We start from the raw sequence: 23,986 nt of genomic DNA on the forward strand, positions 1-23,986 counted from the left end.
CGGGCGTCTCGCTCTCGATGGTCACCGAGGGCGCGCTCGAGCTCCTCCTCCCCTCCGGGAGCGTCCGGGCGGAGCGCGGGCAGGCCGTCTTCACCCGGGCGACGCGCGTCCTCGGGACGAGGAACACGGATCCGGTCGGCACGATCGAGATCGTCTTCGGATCGACGTCCTCCCGGTTCGACCTGCAGCTCGGGGAGGAGCCGCTGCTCGTCGAGGGCGCCCTCCGAGGGGTCCGGACCCTCTCCGCGCTCGCCAACGAGATCCTCGGGAGCACCGACGAGTCGTCGATCCCGCTCCCGACCGGCTACCGGACGGCGCTGGAGGCGCTCGCCTCCGACGTCCTCGATCGGATCGGACCGGACCTGCCGCGGACGCTCGACCCCGCGGACCGCCGCCTCGTCCTCGGCGCGCGGCGGATCATCCGGGAACGGCTCGGCGATCCGGCTCTCTCCGTCCGCCGCCTCGCGGCCGAGCTCGCCGTCAGCGAGCGGAGGCTGCAGCGCGCGTTCGCACCGACCGGCACCACGGCGAAGGGCGCCCTGCGGCTCGCCCGAGCGGAGACGGCGGAGAAGCTGCTGCGCACCTACCCGGCGGTGACGCCGATCGAAGCGGAGCTCGTCGCGCACCAGGTCGGGCTGCCCGGCGTCCGCGCCCTGAAGGACCACCTCGCCGCCCACGGGCTGTCCCTCCCGGGTCCGGCGCGGTCGTCCGTCACTCCCGTCCGGCCGGATCCTCCTCGGGAACGACCGGGACCGGCTCCGTCACGCCGATCGTGCTGACGATCGGCACGACACCGGTCCGGACGAACGGCTCCTCCGCCGCGGTCGACGGCTCGTCCGGCAGCGGCGCGGGCGAGCCCGGGGACGACTCGTCCGGGGCCGGTGCGCCCGCCTGCTGCTCGGGGGCCGCCGCGGCGTCGTCCTGGTAGAGGACGTCGGCGGCGAGGGCCTGCTCCATGCCGCGGTCGCGACGCGTCCGGGCGCGGACCGGCGCCACGGCCCGCACGATCGGAGTGCGCAGCCGGCGGTAGGCGATGCGGCCGAGCGTGACTCCGCCGGCGAGGCCCAGCGCGATCATGCCCGCCTGCAGCAGGAGCTCGATCCCGGCGCTCGGGCCGGCGTTCGAGGTGAGGCCGAGGACGCCGCGGTAGAGGGTGAGGCCGGGCAGGAGGGGGACGATCGCGCACGCGGTGGTCACCACGGCGGGCACCCGCATCCGCTCGGCCAGCATCTCGCCGAGCAGTCCGATCGCCAGCGCCGGGAGGGCGTTGGCCATGAGCGGCGCGAAACCCGAGGTGGTCAGCGAGTCGGAGACGAGGAACGCGCCGGCGCCGGTGAGGGCGGCGATGAGCGCGGGCCGCGGCGGGGTGTGCGACGAGAGCGCCCAGGCGCCGGCCGCGACCCCGGCGCCGAGCACCTGCACGGCGGCCGGCCAGGGGCGGGCGTAGGAGTCGACCAGCACCAGCTCGACCCCGAGCGAGCGCGCGCCGTCCAGCACCACGGCGATGCCGACGACGATGCCCAGCGTCAGCAGTCCGACCTCGAGCAGCCGGCCGCCCGCCGTGATCGGGAACCCGTTGATCGCGTCGTCCGCCGCTCCCACGAACGAGAGCCCGGCGAGGAGCACGACCACCCCCGACGCGACGACGAGCGCGGGCGGGAGCACCGCCAGCTCCACGGGCAGCCGCGGCACGACCGCGAGCAGCACCACCGCCACTCCGGTCGCCAGCGCGGCACCGGCGATCTGCTGGAAGAAGGCGGGCAGGCCCCAGCGTGCGAGCAGCTGGTTGACCAGGTCGATCGCGGCGGCCGTCGCAGCGGCGAGGAGCACGACGAGGGGTCCGCCCCCGAGCAGGAGCGCGACGCCCGCGGCCATCAGCGCGAGCGTGAGGGTGACGACTCCGCGGCGGTAGCGGTGCGGCTGGACGAGGATCGCGTCGAGCCGGTCGTGCGCGGCCTCGAACTGGTGCCGGGCCTCCTCGCGGGCCTCGGCGGAGTCGACGGCGTCGGCGACCCGCACCTCCGGCGAGCCCTCGGTGATGGCGGTGACGAGCGCCGTCACGCGGGCGAGTCGCTCGTAGTCGGCGCTGCGGGAGGGGACGACGCGCAGCACGCTCACGCTGGGGGAGTCGTCGCCTCCGTCGTGCACGACCAGGATCGACGTGAAGGTGAGGTCGACCTGGCACTCGATGCCGTACGCGCGGCACACCCGCTGGATCGTCTCGGTCACCTCGGCGGCCGCGGACCCCAGCGAGAGCAGCGTCTCGCCCAGCCGCACGGCCAGCTCGAGCACCCCGCGGACCGTCTGCTCGGCGAGGAGCGCCCGTTGCGCTCGACGGCTCACCGGGGCCGCGGGCCGCTGCCCGCCGAGCTTGCCGACGACCTGCTGCAGAAGACGAGGAGAGCGCACCGTCCAGGGTAGGCATGCGGGGGCCGGTCCGGGGACGGGTCGCGGCCGCGGCTCCTGCTCCGGCCCCCCGTTCAGCACCGCTCGGCCGCGCGGCTCGGTAGCATCGGCGCGGAAGAAGAGATGAGCGGGCGCACGATGCCCGACCGATCGGATGTCGTCGCCGTGCTGGACGCGCTGATCGCTCTGCTCGAGGAGTACGAGCGCCCGCAGTGGGCCGTCGTCCTGCGCCACGATCGATCGCGTCTGCGATCCGGTGACGACGGAGCGTACGACGTCCTCCGGTACCGGCTGTCGGCGCCTCGGGGGCTGCGGGAGACGACGACAGGGCTCGCCGATCGGCGACTGAACGAGCGCTTCCGGGTGCTGGTCGATCGGCTCGACGGGCTCCTGGTGCCCGACCGCGCAGTCGACTCCGACTCGACGCCGCTGCCTCCGCCGGACTTCGGTGAGCGCACGGAGCGGACGGCGCCCGCGCCGGTCATCCATTCCGCAGCCGCCTACGTGCGCGGCACGCTCCTTCTGCTGGGCGGGGGGCGGTTCTACCGGTCCACCTGGACGGTCCTCTCTCGTGATGACCGCGATCGCCTGCGTCCCATGCTCCGGGTGTGGGTGCCGTGCGAGGTCGTCAGCGTGGAGGAGTGCCGGAGTCTTCAGCACGCCTGTCTCGGCTGGTGGCTGACGCTCGCCGGGATCGTGCCCGCCTTCGCGGCCGTGGCCGTCTTCGTCGCGCCGCCGCCGACGTTCGGCCTGCTCTACAGCGTCTGCTTCGTGCTGCTCGTTGCGGCCGCGGTGATGGTTGGAGTGGTGGAACGGCGTCGCTCCGCGGTGGCCGCGCTCTGGAGCGAGCGGACCGGGCGGCTCGTCGCGCCGATCAGCCGAGGAGTGCCGTCGCGCGAAGCCGAGCGTCGCCCGCCTCGCTGATCCGCGGCCGGGGGCTGCGAGCGCGTCGCCCTCAGAAGGAGGCGTGCACCCGGGTCGTCAGCCAGAGGGCGGCTTCGAGCTCGGTGTGCAGCTCGCGGCCGAGGGCGAGCCAGCGCTCCTCCGCCTCGGCGCTCCTCCAGCCCTCGAACACGTCGCACCCGGACGCCCAGAGCTCCTGCCAGCGGAGCAGCGGTCCGAGCAGGGCCTCCGGGACGCCGACCGCACCCGGATCGTCGATCATGCCGTCGACTCCCCAGAGCGGATACCCCGCGCAGTGGTCGGGGGACAGGCGCAGATCCGTGAGCCGCCCCTCCCGATCGGCCCGCGCGCGGGCGAGGGTGCCCTCCTCCGTCGCGAAGCGCGGGACGATCCACTCGACCTGCGTGACGGGGTCGACGACTCGGCGTTCCACGGCTCCTCCTCCGCTCCTCGATGCGCGCACGACCGTAGCAGGGGCGTTCCACGCCGCGTCGGAGGGCGCCTGCCTACACTGGCGAGCGACTGCGTCCGCCAACGGGCGGGCGGGGCGAGGGGTGGGAGCGCATGAGGGTTCACGAGCGCGCGGTGCGGCACGGGCGGCTCCGGCGGCGATCCGGGGTGCGGACAGTCGTGGTCGGGATCGCGGCGGTGGTCGGCGTCCTCGCCGTCAGCGCCACCTCGCTCGTGGCGATCGCGACGGTGAGCATCAGCCGGAACGTCGCCGACAACGCGGTCGACCTGGGCGTCGCTCCTCCCACCGCGGGGAACGTGCAGATGGGCGCGGTCGAGGGCGGCTTCGACGTCCTGGTGGTCGGCACCGACAACGACGCGACGCAGGGCGACACGTTCGGCGTCCGCGACGACACGCTCAACGACGTCAACATCCTTCTCCACGTCTCGGCCGACCATCGCAGCGCGACGGTGATCAGCTTCCCGCGCGACCTGATCCTGGACCGTCCCGCCTGCACCGATCCGGAGACGGGCGTCGTCACCGAGGCGACCACCGGCGTCCCGCTCAACTCCGCGTTCCAGTACGGCGGGCTCGCCTGCGTCAACGACACCCTGCAGCAGTTCACCGGGCTGACCGTGCCCTACGCCGGCTGGGTGTCCTTCAACGGCGTCATCGAGATGAGCAACGCCGTCGGCGGCGTCCCGATCTGCCTCACCGGTCCGATCCTCGACACCGACTCGGGCCTCGACCTGCCCGCCGGCACCTCGACCGTCTCCGGGTCGATGGCCCTCTCGTTCCTCCGCAGCCGCCACGGCGTCGGCGACCAGAGCGACCTCAGCCGCATCTCGTCGCAGCAGCAGTACCTGGCCTCCCTGATGCGCACCGTCCGCTCGGCCGACACCCTCTCGAACATCCCCGCCCTCTACGGACTCGCGCAGGCGACCTCCTCGAACGTGCACCTGTCGACGTCGCTCACGAGCCCGGCGACGATGATCTCGCTCGCCCTCGCGCTGAAGGACGTCGACCTCTCGAAGATGGTGTTCGTGCAGTACCCGGCGCTCGACGACCCGGACTACCCGGGCAAGGTCGTGCCCAACGCCGAGGTCGGGGCCGAGCTCATGAACCGCGTCCTCAACGACCAGCCGGTGACCCTCGCATCCGACGCTCCGGCGGAGGAGGCGCCCGCGGAGGAGGCGCCCGCGGACGGCGGCGCGGCTCCGACGGATCCCACTCCCGTCGCCGTCGACGCTCCGGGTCAGACCGCGGCGGAGGAGACCTGCGCGGTGCCGTCCGACTGACCCGACGGGTCTCGCGACCGCGAAGGCGCCCGGGCGGTGTGCCCGGGCGCCTTCGTCGTCCGCGGTGCGTGGCCGTCTACGCGCGGCGGCGGAGCACCGTCAGGGCGAGACCGCCGAGGATGCCGAAGGCGGCCAGGGCGAGCGGCGCGGTCGTCGAGACGCCGGTCGAGGCGAGGACAGGGCGTTGGCCGCCCGTCTGCGCAGCGGGTCCGGAGCCGGCCGGGTGCCCTGCGGGCCCGGCGCCGACAGGGTGCGCCGTGACCGCGGCGACCGCGGCGGAGCAGTCGGCCTCTCCGGCGATCGGGTCCTCCTCCGTCAGGGTGTAGTCGTAGGAGGTGCTCGCCACGAGACCGCTCGACGTGCCGCGGGCGATGACGCAGTAGATCTCGCTCGCCGGGTCCTGCAGCGGGTACTGGCCGAGGGAGATCAGGCTCCAGCCGAGCGCGTCGACGCCGACCTCGAGGCTCGAGCCGCCGCCCGTGAGCGTCTGGCGCGCACCCGAGGTCGAGAAGACGCCGATCGAGACGGTCTCGTCCGCGCCGAAGCCGAGGAGAGCGCCACCGCTGGTGGGCTGTCCGTCCGCCGGGGCGGGCTCGGGCGAAGCCCCCTGGGGCCAGATCCGGATCGCGGTGCGCGAGGGAACCTGCTCGAGCGACGACGTCACGGAGCGTCCGCTGGTCTCTCCCGTGGCGGTGACGGTGAAGGTGCCCAGCTGGTCCGCCATGGTGTCGGCGTCGAGCAGGACGAAGGCCTCGCCCGAGAGCGGGGTCGGCGCGGGGGGCACGAGGGCGGAGGTGCTGCCGTCGGGCGCGGTGAGCGTGACGGACACGTCCTCGCCGCGGTCGAATCCGCGGAACGAGGCGACGACGCCGTAGATCCGGAACTCGCCGACCTGGATGTCCGCACCGGCCGGGAGCACCCCGCCGTCCTCCCGGTTCTGGAAGACGACGCTCGTGTCGGGCTGCGTCACGGTCAGCTCGACGGCATCGGAGGCGACACGGGCGCCGGAGGCGTCGAGTCCCTCCGCGATGACGGAGATCGTCTCGCCGGGGAGCGGGAGATGGGGGTCCACCGCGACGCCGTCCGCGTCGGTGGGGAGCCAGTCCCGGAGGCGGAGCTCGCCGGAGGCGGTGATCACGCTGGTGGTGACGGCCTCCTCCGAGTCGCCGTCGCGGAGCACGACGACGGCGACGGTGCCGGGCTGGAAACCGGTCCCGGACACGTCCAGGCCGCCGGCCCAGCCCTCCGCCGACGGGATCGCGGAGAACGCCGAGCCCGCTTCGTAGGTGGTGCGGTCGAGGGCGATCGCCAGGGGCGACTGCGCGCTCTCGACGGGCGCGATGGTCGGAGCCGGAGTGGGCGCCGGAGTCGAGGCCGGCTGCGGCGTCGCCGTGGGCTCCGGAGTCGCGGTCGGCTCCGCGGTGGGAGCCGGCTCGGCCGGTGCAGGACTCGAGGCGGCGTCCGGGACGACCTCGGTGGCCAGAGCGACGGACGGGAACGCGAGCGCCCCCAGCAGTGCCGCAGTGGTGATGACGGTGACGCCGTGGCGTCGTCGCGCAGAGCGCACGATTCCTGCTTCCTCCGAGCCGCTGATCGCGGTCGGCTTCCCCATGAGCGGGGGACGCTCGCCCCCTGTCGCTGAGTGTGTCCTATGCGGAACCTCAGCCGGTGCCGGATCCTGCAACGATCCGATCACGCCGCGCGGCGCGAGGTGACGGTTCGGTCACGGGCGCGCGCGGCGACCCGGACAGACTGGTGGGCGACGCTCCCCGGGGGGTCCTCAGACCGGCGGCACGACCAGCAGCACCACGCCGATCGCGGCGCTCACCGCGGCGACCACGCACCAGCGCTCCGCTCGTGTCCCCGCGGCTCCGCGCGTCCGCGCCACGGCGGCGAGCCCGATCGCGAGCACGGCGATGCCGACCTGCAGGGCCACCGTGGTCCGGATCAGCGCCCAGGCCTCGAAGGCGCTCGTTCCGGTCGATCCGGCGGCGAGCAGCGGCACTCCGCCGACGCCCGCCGGCACCAGCAGCAGGCCGGATCCGATCGCCAGCGCCGCGACCAGGTGGGCGAGCACGTCGTCCAGCGCGGTCCGTGGCGCGCAGACCGGCCCGAGCGCGGCGGCGCCGGGCCTCATCGCGACAGTGCGGAGGTGCATGGGGCGAGCGTAGGCCGGACCGCACCCGAGCGGACCCCCGGCGGAGGCCCCTGTCCGGTGGGCATTCCGGAGGAGGATCGGCGCTGAGCGTGCAGTCGACCGGCCCGGTCCTCCGGTCGCTCGTCGACGCCGTCCGGGCGGTTCGCGACGCGGCCCCCGCTGCTCGCGCCACGGGCTTCAGCCGGGCGGCGCATGCTGGGTACGGTCGTCGCGGAGCCGGCCACGCGGACGCGGGAGGCCTCCGGCCGAGGAAGCGAGGACACGGTGAGCAACGGCGTTCAGCAGCTCGTCGACGCGATGCTCGACAAGGTCGAGGCGGAGCAGCCCCACATCGACCACACGATCACGATGACGCCGGTCAATGCGCTCTTCCTCCCGGTCCACGCGAGGGAGCTGCCGGCCCGCGACGTGGACGGGCCGCTGCGCGGGCACATCTACCGGGACTGCCTCGTGTGGGAGCAGGAGTTCCTCGACCACGTGGTGATCGTGTCGCCGGTGGTCGGGCGGGTCCCCGAGGAGGCCTGGGTGCCGAGCTTCTACGGGAACCTCCGCACCGGCGACATCGGACCGTTCCCACCGTTCGTCGACGACGACGAGTGAGCCCGGGCGCTCGCGCGTCCCCCTCGGCCCGGCCCGCGGTCCCGGTCGGCCTCGTGTCTCCCTGCACCCGCACCACCGCCTCGGGCAGGATCAGGGGATGCTCCTGCAGACGATCACCACCGGATCCGGACCGCGACACGTCGGGCTGGTGCACGGGCTCGGCGCGTCGGCGGCGACCTGGGGGCCGTTCGTCGAGCGGCTCGTCGCGACCGGCCGCTGCACCGTCACGGCCGTCGATCTGCGCGGGCACGGCGCGAGCGCACGGGCGGAGTCGTACCGGATCGACGACATGGCCGCCGATCTGGTCGAGTCGCTGCCGGCGGGGCTCCACAGCGTGGTCGGCCACTCGCTCGGCGGAGCGGTGCTGCAGCGCGCCGTCCCAGCGCTCGCGCCCGGCCGAGCCGTCTACCTCGATCCCGGGTTCGCCCTGTCGCTGCCGACGAGCGGCCTCGCCGGACGGCTGTTCTGGGCGGCACCGCTCCTGTCGCTCGGCCTCGCGCAGCTCGGGCAGGCGCGGGCGAGCGCCGCGGTCCGCGCCGCCTGCAGCCCCGAGACCCGCTCGCTCCTCGACGACGCGAAGAAGCGGTTCGACGCGCGGATGGCCGTCGGCGTGTTCCGGGACGTCGCCTTCCACCCGGTCCCGGTCGAGGCGCCGGCGGTCCCGTCGACGGTCGTGCTCTCCGACCAGTCGCCGGCGGTGCTGCCGGACGCCCTGGCGGCGCGGCTCGAGCAGCGGGGCTGGCAGGTGCGCCGGCTCCCGGGCGTGCACCACGACATGCAGCTCGAGGACCCGGAGAGGACGTTCGCCGCGATCGCCGACGTGCTCTAGCGGCGCGCACCTCCTCGGGTCGGGCGCCGGTGAGCGGGGATTCCCCGGAGCATCCGCGTTCCGACGACCGCGGAGGCGGGCGATACCGGAGCTCCGCCCGCCGTCCTCCTGCGCCCGCGGTCAGCGGACGGTCGTCGCGGCGGTGTCGGCGTTGCTGCGGATCGACGGGTCCGGCGTCCTGACCGAGAACGCGGCGGCGAAGGCCGACGCGGTGCCGGAGCCGGTGGCCGTGACGGTGATCCTCTCGGTGACGGTCCGCCCGTTCGCCAGACTCGAGCGCGGGTAGATCACGATGTTCCCGATACGGCTGTACGAGCCCGTGGCGGAGACGAACTGCACGGTCGGGGGGAGGACCACCTTCGAGTAGACGGACGTCGAGGCGGAGGGTCCGGCGTTCTTCGTGAGGAGCGTGTACGTGAACGTCCTCCCCTTCACCGCGGTGGTCGGCGCCGAGACGTCGACGCGCAGGTCCGCCTTCGTGGTCGCCTTCTGCGGAGAGACGGTCAGCGTGCTCGCCGCCTCGGCGGTGCCCGCCGAGTTCACCGCGCGGAGGGTGAAGCCGTAGGTCCCCGCGGTGGTCGGGGTACCGGTGAGGCGCCCGGAGACGTCGAGGGCGAGTCCGGGAGGCAGAGTGCCCGCTGCGACGGTGACGACCGGCGCCGGGGATCCGGTCGCCGTGTACGTGAAGTCGTAGGCGGAGCCGACCACGCCGGCCGCGGCCGTTCCCGAGAGGGTCGGAGCGGTCGCCGCCGGCCCGACGGTGAGGGTGTGCGGCGCGCCGGTGGTGGTGCCGAAGGTGGTGCGGGCGGACACGGTGAAGGAGGACGCTCCCTCGGCGGTCGGGGTGCCGGAGAGGACGCCCGCGGAGGTGAGGGCCAGGCCGGCCGGGAGGGACCCGGAGGAGAGCTCGAACGTCGACGCGCCGCCGGCGGTGAAGGTGTAGGAGAAGGGCGCTCCGAGAGGCGCCGTCACCGGAGGGGCGTCGGCCGTGAAGACGGGCCGAGCGCCGAGGGCGAGGCTGTGGAAGCTGCCGCCCGCCACGGCGGTGACGCCCGTGAGTCCCGTCGGCACGGAGGCCTCTCCGAAGCCGTCGTAGCCCCAGGCGGTGACGGTGCCGTCGCGGCGCACGGCGAGGCTGTGGTAGCCGCCGGCGGCGACGGCGGTGACGTCCGCGAGGCCGTCGGGGACGTCGGACTGGCCGTCGCTGTCGCTGCCCCAGGCGACGACGGTCCCGTCCGAGCGCAGCGCGAGGCTGTGGGAGGAGCCGGCGGAGACGGCGGTGACGCCGGAGAGTCCCGCGGGAACGTCGGTCTGCCCGAAGGCGTCGTCTCCCCAGGCGGTGACGGTGCCGTCGCGGTGCAGTGCGAGGTCGTGGAAGCGGCCGGCGGCGATGGCGACGACTCCGCTGAGCCCGTCCGGCACGGTCGCCTGTCCGGAGAAGTCGTATCCCCAGGCAGTGACGGTCCCGTCCTCGTGCAGGGCGAGGTTGTGGTAGCCGCCGGCGGCGATGGCGGTGACGTCGGTGAGCCCGTCCGGCACCGTGGCCTGCCCGTCGCCGTCGTCGCCCCAGGCGGTGACGGTCCCGTCCCTGCGCAGGGCGAGGCTGTGGTTGACGCCGGCGTCGACGGCGACGACGTCGTCCAGACCGGTCGGCACGGTGGCCTGCCCGCTGCTGTCCTCGCCCCAGGCGGCGACAGTGCCGTCGGCGCGCAGGGCGACGCTGTGGGAGCCGCCCGCGGCGATCGCCGTCGCGTCGGTGAGCCCTGCCGGCGCAGTGACCTGCCCGCTGGAGCCGTCACCCCAGCCGACGACACCGGTCGCAGCGGGAGCCGCGGCGACGGCGGTCAGAGGAGCCGTCGTCCCGATCAGGAGCGCGACGGTCGCCGTCAGCGCGAGCAGGCCGACCGCCGCCCGAGGCCTCGTCCTCCGCTCACGGGCGGAGCGGCGTGTGCCGGCGTCCGGGTCGGTCGGGCGGGAGGCGGAGGGAGAGTGCATGCTGGAGCCTTCGATCGGGTCGACCGTGGGCGGCCGTCTCCGAACAGTGGCACCCGGTCCCGCCGTCGACAACAGCCGCTAGCGGACATGTCCGCAACAGGGCAGCGGCGGGTCCGCGGAGGAGGCGTCCACCTCGGCTCGGGCCCGCGGAGCATCCGCCGCCGGTGCCGGGAGCGGTCCCGCCGGATCGCGCGCCCCGCTCGGTCGTGCCGACACCCCCCCCGACGCGAGGAAGGGCCGCCCCGAGGGACGGCCCTTCCTGCGACTCCGTCGGCCCTCGCTCCTCCAGAGGAGCCGGGCCGACGAGTGCTCAGTGCTGGCGGATCTTGTCGATCAGCTTCCCGCCGAGGTCCTTGACCTTGTCGGTGATGGGGGTGTTCGACGTCGGCCGCTCGGTGACGGTGAACGGCAGGGTGATCGCCTTGCCGGTCTGGTCGCCGGTCACCGTGACGCTGTAGTCGCCGGGCGTGGTGGGCGCCTTCGCCGTGACGGTGAGGCCGCCACCGGCGAGGTCGCGGGTCGCAGTGCGGTCCGTGAACAGGGGCGCGGAGCCGATCAGCTGCGTGTCCCCGTTGAAGCCCTTCGCGGTGAGGGTGACGTCGGCTCCGGGGGCGAAGGACGAGCCGGAGAGCTCGGCCGTGGCTCCGAAGCTCATCGAGCGGATGTCGCGGTCCACTCCGAGCGCGTTCGTGATGGTGAAGAACGTGTCGGTCTGGTCGGTGAGCCCGGCGACGTTCGCCGCGCCCGGTCCGTAGGCGGCGATGCGCAGCTGCGTTCCGGTGTGCTGCTGCGATCCGCCCTCGGCGGCGGTGCCGTACGACACCTTCATGGTGCTGCCGTCGGCGGTCTTCAGCGCGGTGCTGAGCGAGGTCGGCGGGGTGGAGTCGACGATCTGGCTGGAGTGGGCGTGGTCGGCGGTGACGATGACGAGGGTGTTCCCGTCCGCCTCGGCGAACGCGAGCGCGGCCTGGACGGCCTCGTCGAGGTCGACGGTCTCGCCGATCTGGCCGCACGCGTTCGCGGCGTGGTCCTGCTTGTCGATGCTGGCGCCCTCGACCTGGAGGAAGAAGCCCTTGTCGCCGGTGTCGAGGAGGTCGATCGCCTTCTCGGTCATGGAGCGGAGCGTCGGCTGCTCGGCCGGACGGGCGGGGTTCGCGACGCAGGTCTGCGGGGCGGCGTCCGCTCCGCCGACCGTCGCCGGGGTGGGCGCGTAGCGGACGGGCAGGTTGCCGGCGTTGAACAGTCCGAGCACGGGCGCGTCCTGGTCGGCGACGGTCAGCGCGTCGAGCTGCGCGGCGGTGGCGGGAGTCGTGGCGTCGCCGAGCACCTGGAAGCCGCGCTCAGCGGCCTGCTGGAACAGCGGCTCGCCGCTCCAGTCGCCGGCGCGGGCGACCTGCGCGAAGCTGGCCGAGCCGCCGCCGAGGGTCAGGTCGGCGCGGGTGTCGAGGATCTGCTCGCTGATCGAGCCGAGTCCGCCGTTCTCCAGCGCGTCGTCGCCGCAGCTCGCGCTGTCGGGTCCGTAGCAGCTGCGGGCGTCGACGTGGGCGGCCTGTACGGCCGGGGTGGCGTCCTGGATCTCGGCGGTGGTGACGTTGCCGGTCTTCAGGCCGTTCGCCTTCGCGATCTCGAGGAGGGTGTCCTTGCGCTGCTGGTCGATGTCGACCGAGATGGCGTTGTCGTAGGTCTTGGTGCCGGTGGCCCAGGCGCTGCCGGTGGCGGCGGAGTCGGGCACGTAGTCCGGGGCGCCCTTGACGGCGCCCGTCGCCGGGTCGTCCGCGCGGTAGAGCGAGTAGGTCGTGTACTGACCGGTGATCGGCAGGGCGTCGATCCCGGGGAAGCGGCCGGCCGCTCCGTACTGGTAGTTGCGGGCGACGGTGATCTCCGAATCGCCCATGCCGTCCCCGATGAGGAGGATGACGTTCTTCGCGTCCTGCTCCTTCACCGCTGCGCGCAGCGAGTCGGAGAGGTCGGCGTCGACCGGGGAGATGCGGGCGGCTCCGCCGGTGGCGGAGAGATCGGCGGCACCGACGGCGGTGGCGGCACCGGGTGCGGCCAGGGCGGCGGCGCAGACCAGAGCAGCGGCCGACAGGGCCAGGGCGGAGCGTCCGCGGTTCGCGGAGCGGAACAGTCGTGTCACGTCGTGGACTCCTTGAGAGGTGAGACCCCGAAAAGGGGCACGCTCATCTCACTCCTCATCGCCGCGTCGGTGGGTGAACGGTGATGCATAGCTGAGTGAACTTTCCGACGAGGGCTTTCGGCCCCGGCGGCCCGCCGGAGCGTCCTGCCGACCGGCGCCCTGCCGACCGGCGCTCACCGGGAGCGTCGGTCGGCAGGGGCGCGGTCGCCGGGAGCCTTTCGGGTCAGCGCTGGACGAGCGGGACGGCGATGTCGGTGACGTTCGCCCCGATGGTGCCGAGCGGAGTCGCCGTGCCGTTCAGCAGTCCGATCTCGTAGAGCGACCCGTTGACGGCGGCGAGGCCGACCGAGCCGATGGAGCTGCCGTTGCGGAGGACGGAGTAGATGTCGAAGCCGGTCGCGCCCACCGCGTCGAGGCCGAGCTTCCCGGTCGGCGCCAGGGTTCCGGCGTTGGCCGGGGACTGGATCGCGATCTGGTCGAGGGCCGTGTCGAGGACGAACAGCGTGGTCGCGCTGTTCGCGTCGAGATCGTTGTTCGTGTACGCGGCCCCGGCGACACCGGTGGCCACGGCCGGCGCGGCGTAGCTCAGCGTGCCGTCGGCGACCGTCGCGGCGCCCGCGGTGGCGAACGGCTGACGGAGGTTCTGGCCCGTGTCGCTGACGACGCGGAGCGCGTTGGCGGCGGGGTTGAAGTCGACGCCGAAGGAGGTGCCGCTCAGCGCCACGGTGAGACGGGTCACCTGGGTGGCGACGCCGGTGGACGGGTCGATGGAGTAGACGCCGGCGCTCGCCGCGTTGTCGCCGACGCCGTAGAGGGCGCCGTCCTGGACCCGGTAGTCGATGCCGATGAGCGCGGTGTCGCCGCCGGTGAGGCCGGTGACGGCGACGCGGTTCGTGACCTTGCCGGGCTTCGTCGGGTTGAACTGCACGAGCTTCGTGCCGCCGTCGGAGAGTCCGACGACCCGCAGCTTCGCCGCCACGGAGCGGACCGCGTTGATCAGGTTCCTGTCCGACGCGCTGCTGGAGTCGCTGGTCGCCGCGGCGGGAGCGACGCTGCTCGCACCGGCGAGCACGGGTGCCACCGCCATCACGCCCGCGACGGCGACAGCTGCGATACCGACTCTGATGTTCCTGGTCATCGTGCACTCCTCGAGACTTGCGGTCGCCGGAGATCGGCGGCTCGGAGGGGGATACCGTCCGGAGCGCGCGAGCGTTCATCCGATCCGGAGATCCGTGCCCCGTCACTCCAGCGAGCCGTCGGCGAACCGGCGGAGCGCGGCGGCGCAGCGGTCCGATGCCGACCGGAGCTCGAGCAGCGCCCAGGGGTCGTCCTCGACCGTGATGACCATCCCCGACGGCCAGGGGTCGCCGGGGAGAGGACGGGATGCGCGCAGGGGAAAGGCTCCTTCCGAGGGGTGAGGTCGGATCGTGTCGGAGAAGGCTCCAGGGAGGCTGGACTCGCGTCGGCCGACGCGCCACTCCTCCCGGCGACCGGCGGCATCGCCGGGGATCGTCCCCGCGGGCGGTCGAGGGCGGTGCCGGAGGCCTCCCGAATGTCGGTGCCCCCGACCTACACTCGGACGCGTTCGAACACACGTTCGACGCGACGAGGAGGGAGCCGACCATGAGCGTGACCGTCGTGGAGCGCATCGCGACTCCGGCCTCGGACGCCGTCGCCGTCACCTTCCTGGTCACCAGCGAGGCGGTGGCGGCGGGATTCCCGTCGCCGGCGCAGGACTACTTCGACGGGTCGCTCGACCTCAACGACCACCTGATCCGCGACAGGACGTCGACGTTCATCGTGCGGGTCTCGGGCGAGAGCATGGTCGGCGCCGGCATCAGCGACGGGGACGAGCTCGTGGTCGACCGGTCGATCACGCCGACCCACGGGAGCGTCGTCATCGCGATCCTCGACGGCGAGCTGACGGTCAAGCGCCTCGAGCTGCACCCCGGGGGAGTGGTGCTGCGGGCCGAGAACCCGGAGTACCCGCCGATCCACGTCGCCGAGCTGAGCGACCTCCAGGTGTGGGGCGTCGTCACCGTCTGCCTCCACCGGCTGCACCGTGCGCTCTGAGCGGCGCATCGCCCTGGTCGACGTGAACTCGTTCTACGTCTCCTGCGAGCGGCTGTTCGATCCGAGGCTCGCGGGCCGACCGGTCGTCGTCCTCTCGAACAACGACGGCTGCGTGGTCGCCCGCTCCGACGAGGTGAAGAGGCTCGGGATCGAGAACGGCACGCCCTGGTTCCAGATCGAGCCGCTCATCCGCTCCGGTCGCCTCCCGGAGGTGATCGCCCGATCGAGCAACTACGAGCTGTACGGCGAGCTGTCCGCGCGCGTCATGGAGCTGCTGGGCCGCTACTCCGCCTGGCAGGAGGTGTACTCGATCGACGAGTCCTTCCTCGGCGTCGACGGCGACGTGGCCGAGCGGGCGAAGATCGGACGCGCGATGCGGGCGGCGGTCGCGAAGAACGTCGGGCTGCCCGTGTGCGTCGGCTTCGGGCCGAGCAAGACGCTCGCGAAGTTCGTCAACAAGGGCGGAGCGAAGAAGCACCCGCGCCTGGGGGGCGTCTGCGACACCGACTGGTACACGCCCGAGCAGCTCGACGCGCTGATGGCCTCGCAGCACGTCACCGAGCTGTGGGGCGTCGCCGGCCGCACCGGGAAGCGCCTCGCGGAGCTGTCCATCCACACCGTCCGCGACCTCCGCGACGCGGACCCTGCGCTCATCCGCAGGAAGTTCTCCGTCGTCCTGCAGCGCTCGGTCTACGAGCTGCGCGGCGTCGACTGCATCCCGCTCGAGGCCGCCCGGACCGTCCGCGACCAGCTGATCTTCTCCCGGTCCTTCGCCACTCCGGTGACGACGATCGCGGACATGGAGCAGGTGCTCTCCGTCTACGCGCAGCGCGCCGCCCACCGCCTCCGGGCGCAGGAGTCGGTCACCAGGACGATGAGCGTGTTCGCGTCGACGTCGCCGTTCGCGGACGCGCCGTACGAGTCCGCCGGCGGCCTGGCCGGCTTCCCCGTTCCCACGGACGACCCGGTGGCGATGGTGAGGGCCGCGATCGGCACCCTGCGCCCGCGGCTGCGGGAGGGCGCGCGCTACGTGCGGGCCGGCGTCATCCTCACGAACCTGTCGCCGCGGAACTCCCACGCGCTGCTCGAGATCTTCGACGCCGCCTTCGACACGAAGGGACTCGGCGCCACCATCGACGCCGTGACGAAGCGCCACGGGCGGTCCGCGGTCGGCCTCGGGCTGGCGGGGATCCGCGCGGGGCCGGTGTGGACGATGAAGCGCGACGCCCTCTCGCTCCGGGCGACGACGCACTGGGGCGAGCTGGCGACGGCGCACGCGCGGTGAGCCCGCCGCCGGGGAGATCGGGTCATCCGACGCGTAGGCGCCGGGAGCGCTCTCGGGCAGGCTCGTCGCCATCGACGAGTGTCGGTGCGGGGACGGCGGGAGGACCCATGGCCGAGAGCTGGCAGGACGCGTCGGTGCGGGGCGTCGCGATGATCGAGAACGAGCTGGTGGTGCGCGACTTCCTCGAGGTGTGGAGCGCTCGCGACAGCCGGCAGCTCATCCCGTTCCTGCATCCGGAGGTCGTGTACAGCGCGTCGAGCTCGCAGGAGATCGCGGGACGGGCGCGGGTCCTCGAGATGTGCGACGAGGTCCACCGGGCGTTCACCGAGATCCGGATCGCCCTCGTGACGATCGCCGTGGCCGGCAGCGTCGTCCTCACCGAGCACGCCCTGCACCTCCGCTCCGACACGGGTGAGGGCCACTGGCTCCGCTGCTTCGGGAGCTACGAGCTCCGCGGCGAGCAGATCGTCACCTGGCGGCAGCTCCATGGCTGAGGGCCGCGCGTGACGGCGGTGACCGGTCCCGCGCGCCTCAGGCTCGCCCTGGTGCTGCTGGCGATCGCCTCGGGCGCGACCGACGCGTTCGCGTTCCTCCTGCTCGGCGGCATCTTCACCGCGAACATGACGGGCAACCTGGTGCTGCTGGGGCTGTACCCCCGCTCCGCCTGGCTGACGACCGCGGCCGGAGCGGTCACGGCGATCGTCTTCTTCGCCGGAGCGGTCTACGCCGGGTTCCGCGCGACGCGGGCGCGCACGTCGCCGACCGTCGACGGGAGGCGTCCGCTCCGCTCCATCGCGCTCGTGGGGGTCGTCCTCCAGCTCGCCGTCGCGGCCGCCTGGCCGACGGTGCAGGGCGGCCGGTCGCTGCTCGTCGACTGCGCGTTCATCGCGACCAGTGCGGCGGCGCTCGGGCTGCAGACCGTGCTGGCGAAGCGGATCTCCGGCGCCGCCGGACTGACGACGACCTTCGTCACGGGCACGCTCACCAGCCTGATGCAGGAGCTCGCCGAGCGCTCGTCCGGGTCGAGGACCCTCCAGGCGCTCATCGTCGCGAGCCTCGCGGGCGGGGCCGTCGTCGGAGCGGCGACCGTGACGCTCGCTCCGGCCTGGGCTCCGACGCCGGCCCTCGTGCTCTCGGCGCTCGCCGTCGTGCTGCTCTTCGCGCACCGGACGCGAGCCGTGCCCGCGGGAGCGGAGCCCGGGGCCCCGCGTCCCGCGTGACCGGGATCAGGCGTCGAGCGCCCACTTCGGCCGGACCCAGTGGCAGGTGTAGCCGCCGGGGTGCTTGCGCAGGTAGTCCTGGTGCTCCTCCTCGGCGTCCCAGAACTCGCCGGCCGGCTCGACCTCGGTGACGACCGGTCCGGGCCAGCGGCCCGACGCGTCGATCTCGGTGATCGTCTGGCGCGCGACCCTCTCCTGCTCGGGCGAGAGGAAGAGGATCACGGAGCGGTAGGCCGTGCCGATGTCGTTGCCCTGACGGTTCTTCGTCGTCGGGTCGTGAACCTGGAAGAAGAACTCGAGCAGGTCGCGGTAGGAGAGCTGCTCGGGATCGAACTCGATCTCGACCGCCTCCGCGTGGTCGCCGTGGTGGCGGTAGGTCGCGTTCGGCGTGCTGCCGCCGGCGTACCCGGCGCGGGTGCTGAAGACGCCCGGCATGTCGCGGAGGAGCTCCTGGAGCCCCCAGAAGCATCCGCCCGCGAGGATCGCGCGCTCCTCGGCCATCAGACGCCTGCCTTCGTGTCGTGCGCGGACTCGCGCGGAGAGATCATCATGCGGGCAAGTCCATCACGGCCGGGGACGTCGCGGCGAGCGTCGGACGACTCTCGGAGCAGACCGTCGGCGGGGGAGCGGGGCGTGTCCCGGCCGAGCGCTCCGTCACTGCGATCGGTACGCCGCCGGAGATGCACGGGCGGGAACGAGTCATCTGACCGGGTCGCTCCGCGTGCCCCCGTTCCTACGCTCGTCGGTACAACCGAGCAGAGAGCGGAGCGGACCATGGAGCAGCCGAACGTCGAGACGCGCAGTGCACGGCGGGTGATCGAGACCCTGACCGCCAACGGCGTGAAGTACGTCTTCGGGATCCCGGGAGCGAAGATCGACGCGGTCTTCGACGTCCTCGCCGATGAGGGGCCGGAGCTGATCGTCTGCCGCCACGAGCAGAACGCCGCCTTCATGGCCGCCGCGGTGGGGCGGCTGACGGGCAGCCCGGGCGTCGTCCTCGTGACCTCCGGTCCCGGCACGACCAACCTCGCCACCGGCCTGCTCACGGCCAACACGGAGCAGGACCCGGTCGTCGCGCTCGCCGGAGCCGTGCAGCTCTCCGACCGGCTCAAGCGCACGCACCAGTCGATGGACGCGGCCGCCTTCCTCACGACCGTCACGAAGTACACGGTCGAGTCGACCGATCCGGACGACGTCTCGGAGGCGGTCAGCAACGCGTTCCGCGCCGCCGTCACCGAGCCCCGAGGCGCCGCGGCGGTCGTGCTGTCGGCCAGCGTGATGGCCGCGCCGACCTCGCAGGTCATCACCCGGGCGGCCACGGGGCCGACGAGCGGTCCGGCCCGCGCCGAGGACCTCACGCACGCCGCCGACCTGATCAACACCGCGGAGCGGCCCGTCCTCCTCGTGGGCCTCCGCGCGTCGGAGCCGGAGACCGTGGCGGCCCTGCGGACCCTGATCAGCGAGACGGAGCTGCCGGTGATCGAGACGTTCCAGGCGGCCGGCCTCGTCTCCCGCGAGCTCGAGGACCACTACCTCGGCCGCGTCGGCCTGTTCAAGAACCAGCCCGCCGACCTCGCCCTCGCCGAGTCCGACCTCGTCGTCGCGATCGGCTACGACGCCGTCGAGTACGACCCGGTGATCTGGAACAGCGACGTCGACCGCCGGATCGTCCACATCGACTCCGTCGACGCTCCGCTGGACAACCACTACCTGCCGGCGCTGGAGCTGAAGGGCGACCTCGCGCAGACCGTGGCGGCCCTCACGCCCCTCGTCTCCGGTCTGCAGCTCGACGAGGACGCCGCCGACCGGGTCGCCCGGCACCGGAGCGAGCTGGAGCGGATCGACGACGCGGCGCGGACGGCCGAGGCGGCTCCCGGAACCGTCGATCCCGCCCGCCTCGTGCTCCTGATGCGCGACCTGCTCTCGGACGACGCCACCGTGGCCTGCGACATCGGCTCGAACTACATCTTCATGGCCCGGCACTTCCGCGTGTACGAGCCCAAGCACCTGCTCTTCTCGAACGGGCAGCAGACCCTCGGCGTCTCCTTCCCCTGGGGCATGGCCGCGAGCCTCCTGCGGCCCGGGACCCCCGTGGTCTCCGTCTCGGGCGACGGAGGATTCCTGTTCTCCGCGACCGAGATCGAGACGGCGACGCGGCTCGGCCTCTCGTTCACGCACGTGATCATGCGCGACGACACCTACGACATGGTCGGCTTCCAGCAGCTGCTGAAGTACGGCCGCAAGTCCGGGGTCCAGCTCGGCGACTACGACATCGAGAAGTTCGCGGCGGCGTTCGGCGCCACGGGCAGGAGGGTGAGGGGCCTCGCCGAATTCGAGGAGGCCTTCCGGGCGTCCCTGGCCGAGCCGGGCGTCTCGATCATCGACGTCGCGGTCGACTACAGCCGCAACGTCGACATCGCCGCCCACCTGGTCGAGGACGCCTTCGAATGAGCACCCACACGGTCGACTCGACCGACGACTACGCGATCTACCAGAGCTCGACCATGGCCGCGCTGCTGGCCGGGGTCTACGACGGGGACCTGACGATCCGCGAGCTGCTCACCCACGGCGACCTCGGGCTGGGCACCTTCAACCACCTCGACGGCGAGATGGTGATCGTCGACGGCGTCTGCTACCACCTGCGCAGCGACGGCTCCGTCCAGGTGGCGGACGGCGACGACAGGACGCCCTTCGCGGCCGTGCTGCCCTTCCACGCGACCACGACGTTCACGGTGGAGGAGCCGACCGGTCTCGCCGGACTCACCCGGCTGATCGACGACGCGGTCGACGGCGGGAACATCCCCGTCGCCCTCCGGATCGACGGCCGGTTCACCGAGGTCCGCACCCGGACCGTCGGCGAGCAGACCGAGCCGTACCCTCCCCTGATCGAGGCGACCGCGCACCAGAGCGTCACCGGCATCGCCGACACCAGCGGCACGATCGCGGGCTTCCGCACTCCGCAGTTCGAGCAGGCCGTGTCGGTCCCCGGGTACCACCTGCACTACGTCGACGACGCCCGCGAGAAGGGCGGCCACGTCCTCGACGTGACCGTGGCCGAGGTGACGGTCTCGCTCACGACCGTCGCCGGACTGCACCTCGCGCTCCCGGAGACGGATCAGTTCCGCCGGGCGGACCTGGCGATGAAGGACATCGCGGCTCAGGAGGCGCGAGCGGAGGGGTGAGGCGGGTGGGACGTGCGGGGAGACGGGCCGGCCGCGACCCGTCTCCCCGGGGCCGGTCAGGGCGCGAGCTCCTCGCGGACGATCGCCGCTCCCGCGCTCAGCGCGCTGAGCTTCCCCCAGGCGAGGTCGCGGGGGAGCGGCGCCATGCCGCAGTTCGTGCTCGGCAGGAGCAGGTTCTCGTCGACGAACCGGAGGGCTCGGCGCAGAGTGTCGGCGACCTCCTCGGGAGTCTCGACGGTCCCGCTCGCCACGTCGATCGCTCCGAGCATGACCTTCTTGCCGCGGACGAGCTCGATCAGCTCCATCGGGACGTGGGAGTGGTGGCTCTCGAGCGAGACGATGTCGAGCGTGGACTGCTGGAGGAGCGGGAGCGACTCCTCGTACTGCCGCCACTCCGAACCGAGGGTCGCCTTCCAGTCGGTGTTCGCCTTGATCCCGTAGCCGTAGCAGATGTGCACGGCGGTCTCGATGCGGAGTCCCTCCGCCGCCCTCTCCAGAGCGGCCACTCCCCAGTCCTGCACCTCGTCGAAGAAGACGGTGAAGGCGGGCTCGTCGAACTGGACGATGTCGACTCCGGCGTCCTGGAGAGCCCGCGCCTCCTCGTTGAGGATCGCCGCGAACTCCCACGCCAGCTTCTCGCGGCTCCCGTAGTGCCGGTCGGAGAGGGTGTCGATCATCGTCATCGGGCCGGGCAGCGCCCACTTGATCGGCTGATCGGTCTGCTCGCGCAGGAACCGGGCGTCGTCGGCGAACACGGACTTCTCGAGGCCCACGGCGCCGACGACGGTCGGCACGCTCGCGTCGTACCGGTCGCGGATGCGCACCGTCTCGCGCCGCTCGAAGTCGACGCCCGCGAGGTGCTCGATGAACGTCGTGACGAAGTGCTGGCGGGTCTGCTCGCCGTCGCTGACGATGTCCAGGCCCCGGTGGTGCTGCTCGTGGACGGCGGCCCGCAGAGCGTCCTGCTTGCCCTCGGCCAGGGCGTCGCCGTCCAGTCTCCACGGGGACCACAGGGTCTCCGGCTGCGCGAGCCACGACGGCTTCGGCAGGCTGCCGGCGATCGAGGTGGGCAGGAGCGGGAGAGACGTCGAGGATCCGCGCGCGCTCATCGGACCGCTCCCGCGTACCCGGCGGCCCACTGCCGCAGCCGCTCCCCGTGCGGCCTCATCAGGTGCTCCTCCGCGAACCGTCCCTGCTCGACCGCGAGCCGGCCGCGCTCCTCGCGGTCGTAGGCGACCGCGGGCCGCGCGTAGTCCTGCTGCTCCAGGTCCGGCCGGTAGACGTCGGCGGCGGCCGAGCGCGCACCGTAGATCTCGGGCCGGTAGATCCTCTGGAACGTCTCCATCGTGCTGATGGTGGCGATGAGCTGGAGGTCCGAGTAGTCCTCGAGCAGGTCGCCGCCGCAGTAGAACGCGAGCGGTGCCGTGCCGCCGGGCGGCATGAAGAAGCGGACCCCGAGGCCCATCTCCGCGAAGTACCGGTCGGTCAGCGAGAGCTCGTCCTGCCGGTACTCGACGCCGAGGACCGGATGGCGGGTCCCGGTGCGCCGGTACGTCCTGCTCGTCGAGACGCTGATGCAGATGACGGGCGGCGTCGACGAGAGCTCCGCGTACTGCGCGGAGTCCCGGAAGTGCTGGAAGAGGGCGCCGTGCAGGACGCCGAAGTCGTCGGGGACGGTGAAGCCGGCCCGGGAGGCGTTGACCGCCGGCAGCCGCACGCTGAAGTCGTGGTCGCGGAGGTAGGACGAGAAGTTGTTCCCCAGGGTCCCCGGGTGACATCGTCCGGTGCGGCGGTCGAGGATCCTGGTGCGCAGGACCTCCAGCAGGGGGAACTCCCGGTCCTCGCCGTCCGCGCTGAGCCGCAGCCCGACGGAGACGATGTCGAGCCCGACCGTGTAACGGTCCGGATCGTCGCCGGATGCGAGCTCGCTGAACCGGTCGTCGATCATCCGCAGCGCGGTCCGGAGGTTCTCCCGGCGGCGCTCGCCGCGGGCCAGATTCGCGAAGTTGGTGGTGATCCGGGAGCTCGGGGCCGGCGAGTAGTCCTCGTCGAAGGGGGTGAGGGTGATGCTGAAGGCGGGTTCGTTCGTCATGATCGGCCGATCGGTAGGAGGGACAGGGGCGGGGGCGTGATCCCCTACGTCCCGAAGAGATTGGCGCGGGTCCCGCCGGGGGCGAGCTCGTCGCGGAGGATCCCGCGGCGCCGCAGGACGGGGACGAGGTCGTCGAGCATCCGGTGCAGGGTGACCGGGTGCAGGTCTCCGGAGAGGAGGAGCCCGTCGTTGCCGCCGTCGTCGCCGAGCTCCTCGACGAAGTCGGCGAACTCCTCCGCGGTGCCGACGAAGCCGGCGCGGTCGGCGACCCGGCCCTTGCGCGCCTTCCTGGTCAGCAGCTCCCGCAGCGGAGCGTCCTCCGTGCCGCCGTACAGGCCGGCGATGGTGCCGTGCGAGACGTGCTCGCCGAACACCGACCGCGGGACGGGGAGGTCCAGGTCCAGCCCGGTGAGGTCGGTCTCCAGGTCGCTCGACCAGCCGAGCGCGATCCGCCGCAGCGCGTCCTCGTCGGGGTGGCGCGACGCCTCGACGACGCGCGCCGCCTCCTCCGGGCTCGACACGATCTCGGGCTTCACGACGAAGAGCACGCGCAGGTCGTCCGCCGTCCGCCCGTGCTGCTCGGCCGCGGCGAGCACGCGCGCCCGGTAGTCGCGCACCGCCCGGACCTCCAGCGGTGCGAGAGCGAGCTGCACGTCCGACTGCGTGCCGGCGAAAGCCAGCCCGCGGGGCGAGCCGCCGGGGGAGACCACGATCGGGTCGCCGTTCTCGAAGGGGACGGCGTTGAGGGGGCCGTCCACGCGGAAGTGCTCCCCGCGGTGCCGGAACGCGTCGATCCGGGTGCCGTCGGCGTAGCGGCCCGACCCGGGGTCGGCGACCAGCGCGCCCTCGCCCCAGCTGTGCCAGAGCCGGCGGACGACCGCCATCCACTCGTCGGCCCGGTCGTAGGCCGCGTCGTGCGACAGCGGCTCCAGCCCCACGTGGCGGGCGCTGCCGACGTCGGTGACCAGGTTGATCCCGAAGCGGTCGGAGCTGAGGTGCTGCAGGGTCGCCGCCTGCCGGGCGGCGAGGTACGGGGGCGTGATGCCGGCGTTGATCGTCGGTGCCAGCCCGATCCGCTCGGTCGCTGCGAACAGGTACGGCGCCAGGAGGAGCGGATCGTGCTTCGGCCCGCCGTACGCTCCCCGCACCCGCAGATCGAGCGTCTCCGGGGAGCCGAGCGAGACGGCGTCCTCCATCACGATCAGCTCGAAGCCGGCCTGCTCCAGCTCGCGCGCCGACTGCTGGTAGAGGCCGGGCTTCGTCCAGTCGTGGTTCCACTCCCGGTAGGGGTGCCCCCATCCCTGCGGTCCGAAGCCGCGGGAGAAGAACCAGCCGAAGTGCTGACGGCGCGCCACGC

General features: G+C 73.0%; 22 protein-coding genes. 11 read left to right on the forward strand and 11 right to left on the reverse strand.

Going from position 1 to position 23,986, the window contains the following annotated elements; translation table 11 throughout:
• Positions 1–779 (forward strand): AraC family transcriptional regulator (locus C5C24_RS07070; RefSeq protein WP_146082547.1); only part of this gene is annotated, 779 nt, incomplete at its 5' end.
• On the opposite strand, the gene C5C24_RS07075 is transcribed toward C5C24_RS07070, so the two are convergent.
• The gene (locus C5C24_RS07075; protein WP_181135493.1) at positions 712–2,409 is read right to left on the reverse strand and encodes a threonine/serine exporter ThrE family protein; all 1,698 of its coding nucleotides are present in this window, start codon (positions 2,407–2,409) and stop codon (positions 712–714) included. The two genes, C5C24_RS07070 and C5C24_RS07075, sit on opposite strands and share 68 nt — an antisense overlap.
• A 120-nt stretch (positions 2,410–2,529) precedes the next feature.
• Between C5C24_RS07075 and C5C24_RS17905 the strand changes: the two genes are divergently transcribed.
• Complete coding sequence (locus C5C24_RS17905; protein WP_181135494.1) at positions 2,530–3,330, forward strand: hypothetical protein; 801 nt, start codon at positions 2,530–2,532, stop codon at positions 3,328–3,330.
• Between the two features lie 31 nt (positions 3,331–3,361).
• On the opposite strand, the gene C5C24_RS07085 is transcribed toward C5C24_RS17905, so the two are convergent.
• Positions 3,362–3,742 carry a hypothetical protein gene (locus C5C24_RS07085; RefSeq protein ID WP_104277801.1) on the reverse strand — a complete coding sequence of 127 codons (381 nt, stop codon included), beginning with the start codon at positions 3,740–3,742 and terminating at the stop codon, positions 3,362–3,364.
• A gap of 197 nt (positions 3,743–3,939) precedes the next feature.
• Here C5C24_RS07085 and C5C24_RS07090 point away from each other — a divergent pair, with 197 nt between their 5' ends.
• Positions 3,940–5,058, forward strand: coding sequence for an LCP family protein (locus C5C24_RS07090; RefSeq protein WP_104304619.1), 1,119 nt, complete (start codon positions 3,940–3,942; stop codon positions 5,056–5,058).
• Between the two features lie 76 nt (positions 5,059–5,134).
• Here the strand turns inward: C5C24_RS07090 and C5C24_RS07095 are convergent, their stop codons facing one another.
• Both C5C24_RS07095 and C5C24_RS07100 read right to left on the reverse strand, forming a co-directional pair.
• A complete protein-coding gene (locus C5C24_RS07095) occupies positions 5,135–6,625 on the reverse strand; it encodes a hypothetical protein (RefSeq protein WP_146082550.1) in 1,491 nt (496 codons plus the stop codon).
• Positions 6,626–6,838: 213 nt separating this feature from the next.
• Complete coding sequence (locus C5C24_RS07100) at positions 6,839–7,216, reverse strand: hypothetical protein (protein ID WP_104304621.1); 378 nt, start codon at positions 7,214–7,216, stop codon at positions 6,839–6,841.
• A gap of 264 nt (positions 7,217–7,480) precedes the next feature.
• Here C5C24_RS07100 and C5C24_RS07105 point away from each other — a divergent pair, with 264 nt between their 5' ends.
• On the forward strand, positions 7,481–7,816 hold the full coding sequence (locus C5C24_RS07105; protein ID WP_104304622.1) for a hypothetical protein: 336 nt from the start codon (positions 7,481–7,483) through the stop codon (positions 7,814–7,816).
• A 97-nt stretch (positions 7,817–7,913) separates the two neighbouring features.
• Positions 7,914–8,645 carry an alpha/beta fold hydrolase gene (locus tag C5C24_RS07110; protein WP_104304623.1) on the forward strand — a complete coding sequence of 244 codons (732 nt, stop codon included), beginning with the start codon at positions 7,914–7,916 and terminating at the stop codon, positions 8,643–8,645.
• Between the two features lie 120 nt (positions 8,646–8,765).
• On the opposite strand, the gene C5C24_RS07115 is transcribed toward C5C24_RS07110, so the two are convergent.
• The 3 genes from C5C24_RS07115 to C5C24_RS07125 all read right to left on the reverse strand — a co-directional run bounded on the left by C5C24_RS07115 (position 8,766) and on the right by C5C24_RS07125 (position 13,915).
• Positions 8,766–10,640, reverse strand: a complete 1,875-nt coding sequence (locus C5C24_RS07115; RefSeq protein WP_104304624.1) for a putative Ig domain-containing protein — start codon at positions 10,638–10,640, stop codon at positions 8,766–8,768.
• Positions 10,641–10,950: 310 nt separating this feature from the next.
• A complete protein-coding gene (gene phoA / locus C5C24_RS07120) occupies positions 10,951–12,777 on the reverse strand; it encodes an alkaline phosphatase (RefSeq protein WP_258065079.1) in 1,827 nt (608 codons plus the stop codon).
• Between the two features lie 223 nt (positions 12,778–13,000).
• Positions 13,001–13,915: a DUF4394 domain-containing protein gene (locus C5C24_RS07125; RefSeq protein WP_219812845.1), complete on the reverse strand. Its 915-nt coding sequence runs from the start codon at positions 13,913–13,915 to the stop codon at positions 13,001–13,003.
• A 485-nt stretch (positions 13,916–14,400) separates the two neighbouring features.
• Here C5C24_RS07125 and C5C24_RS07130 point away from each other — a divergent pair, with 485 nt between their 5' ends.
• The 4 genes from C5C24_RS07130 to C5C24_RS07145 all read left to right on the forward strand — a co-directional run bounded on the left by C5C24_RS07130 (position 14,401) and on the right by C5C24_RS07145 (position 17,355).
• On the forward strand, positions 14,401–14,850 hold the full coding sequence (locus C5C24_RS07130; protein WP_104233991.1) for a LexA family transcriptional regulator: 450 nt from the start codon (positions 14,401–14,403) through the stop codon (positions 14,848–14,850).
• Complete coding sequence (locus C5C24_RS07135) at positions 14,840–16,135, forward strand: Y-family DNA polymerase (protein WP_104304625.1); 1,296 nt, start codon at positions 14,840–14,842, stop codon at positions 16,133–16,135. The genes C5C24_RS07130 and C5C24_RS07135 overlap by 11 nt, the downstream gene beginning before the upstream one ends.
• 107 nt (positions 16,136–16,242) lie before the next feature.
• Positions 16,243–16,629, forward strand: coding sequence for a nuclear transport factor 2 family protein (locus C5C24_RS07140; RefSeq protein WP_104247117.1), 387 nt, complete (start codon positions 16,243–16,245; stop codon positions 16,627–16,629).
• Positions 16,630–16,638: 9 nt separating this feature from the next.
• Positions 16,639–17,355: a YoaK family protein gene (locus tag C5C24_RS07145; protein WP_104304626.1), complete on the forward strand. Its 717-nt coding sequence runs from the start codon at positions 16,639–16,641 to the stop codon at positions 17,353–17,355.
• Positions 17,356–17,361: 6 nt separating this feature from the next.
• Here C5C24_RS07145 and msrA read toward each other — a convergent pair whose 3' ends face one another.
• A complete protein-coding gene (gene msrA, locus C5C24_RS07150; RefSeq protein WP_104277813.1) occupies positions 17,362–17,856 on the reverse strand; it encodes a peptide-methionine (S)-S-oxide reductase MsrA in 495 nt (164 codons plus the stop codon).
• 273 nt (positions 17,857–18,129) lie between these two features.
• On the opposite strand from msrA, the gene alsS reads away from it, so the two are divergent.
• Together alsS and budA are read left to right on the forward strand one after the other, a co-directional pair.
• A complete protein-coding gene (gene alsS, locus C5C24_RS07155) occupies positions 18,130–19,806 on the forward strand; it encodes an acetolactate synthase AlsS (RefSeq protein WP_104304627.1) in 1,677 nt (558 codons plus the stop codon).
• Positions 19,803–20,537 carry an acetolactate decarboxylase gene (budA, locus tag C5C24_RS07160; protein ID WP_104277443.1) on the forward strand — a complete coding sequence of 245 codons (735 nt, stop codon included), beginning with the start codon at positions 19,803–19,805 and terminating at the stop codon, positions 20,535–20,537. The genes alsS and budA overlap by 4 nt, the downstream gene beginning before the upstream one ends.
• 56 nt (positions 20,538–20,593) lie before the next feature.
• Here the strand turns inward: budA and C5C24_RS07165 are convergent, their stop codons facing one another.
• The 3 genes from C5C24_RS07165 to C5C24_RS07175 are packed head-to-tail and all read right to left on the reverse strand — an operon-like array spanning position 20,594 to position 23,984.
• The gene (locus tag C5C24_RS07165; RefSeq protein ID WP_104304628.1) at positions 20,594–21,646 is read right to left on the reverse strand and encodes a methionine synthase; all 1,053 of its coding nucleotides are present in this window, start codon (positions 21,644–21,646) and stop codon (positions 20,594–20,596) included.
• Positions 21,643–22,629, reverse strand: coding sequence for a putative oxygenase MesX (locus C5C24_RS07170; protein ID WP_104281838.1), 987 nt, complete (start codon positions 22,627–22,629; stop codon positions 21,643–21,645). The genes C5C24_RS07165 and C5C24_RS07170 overlap by 4 nt, the downstream gene beginning before the upstream one ends.
• Before the next feature lie 44 nt (positions 22,630–22,673).
• Positions 22,674–23,984, reverse strand: a complete 1,311-nt coding sequence (locus C5C24_RS07175; RefSeq protein ID WP_104304629.1) for an LLM class flavin-dependent oxidoreductase — start codon at positions 23,982–23,984, stop codon at positions 22,674–22,676.
• Positions 23,985–23,986: the final 2 nt, after the last annotated feature.

Origin of the sequence: Rathayibacter sp. AY2B3 (assembly GCF_002931755.1) — a bacterium.
GTDB lineage: Bacteria > Actinomycetota > Actinomycetes > Actinomycetales > Microbacteriaceae > Rathayibacter.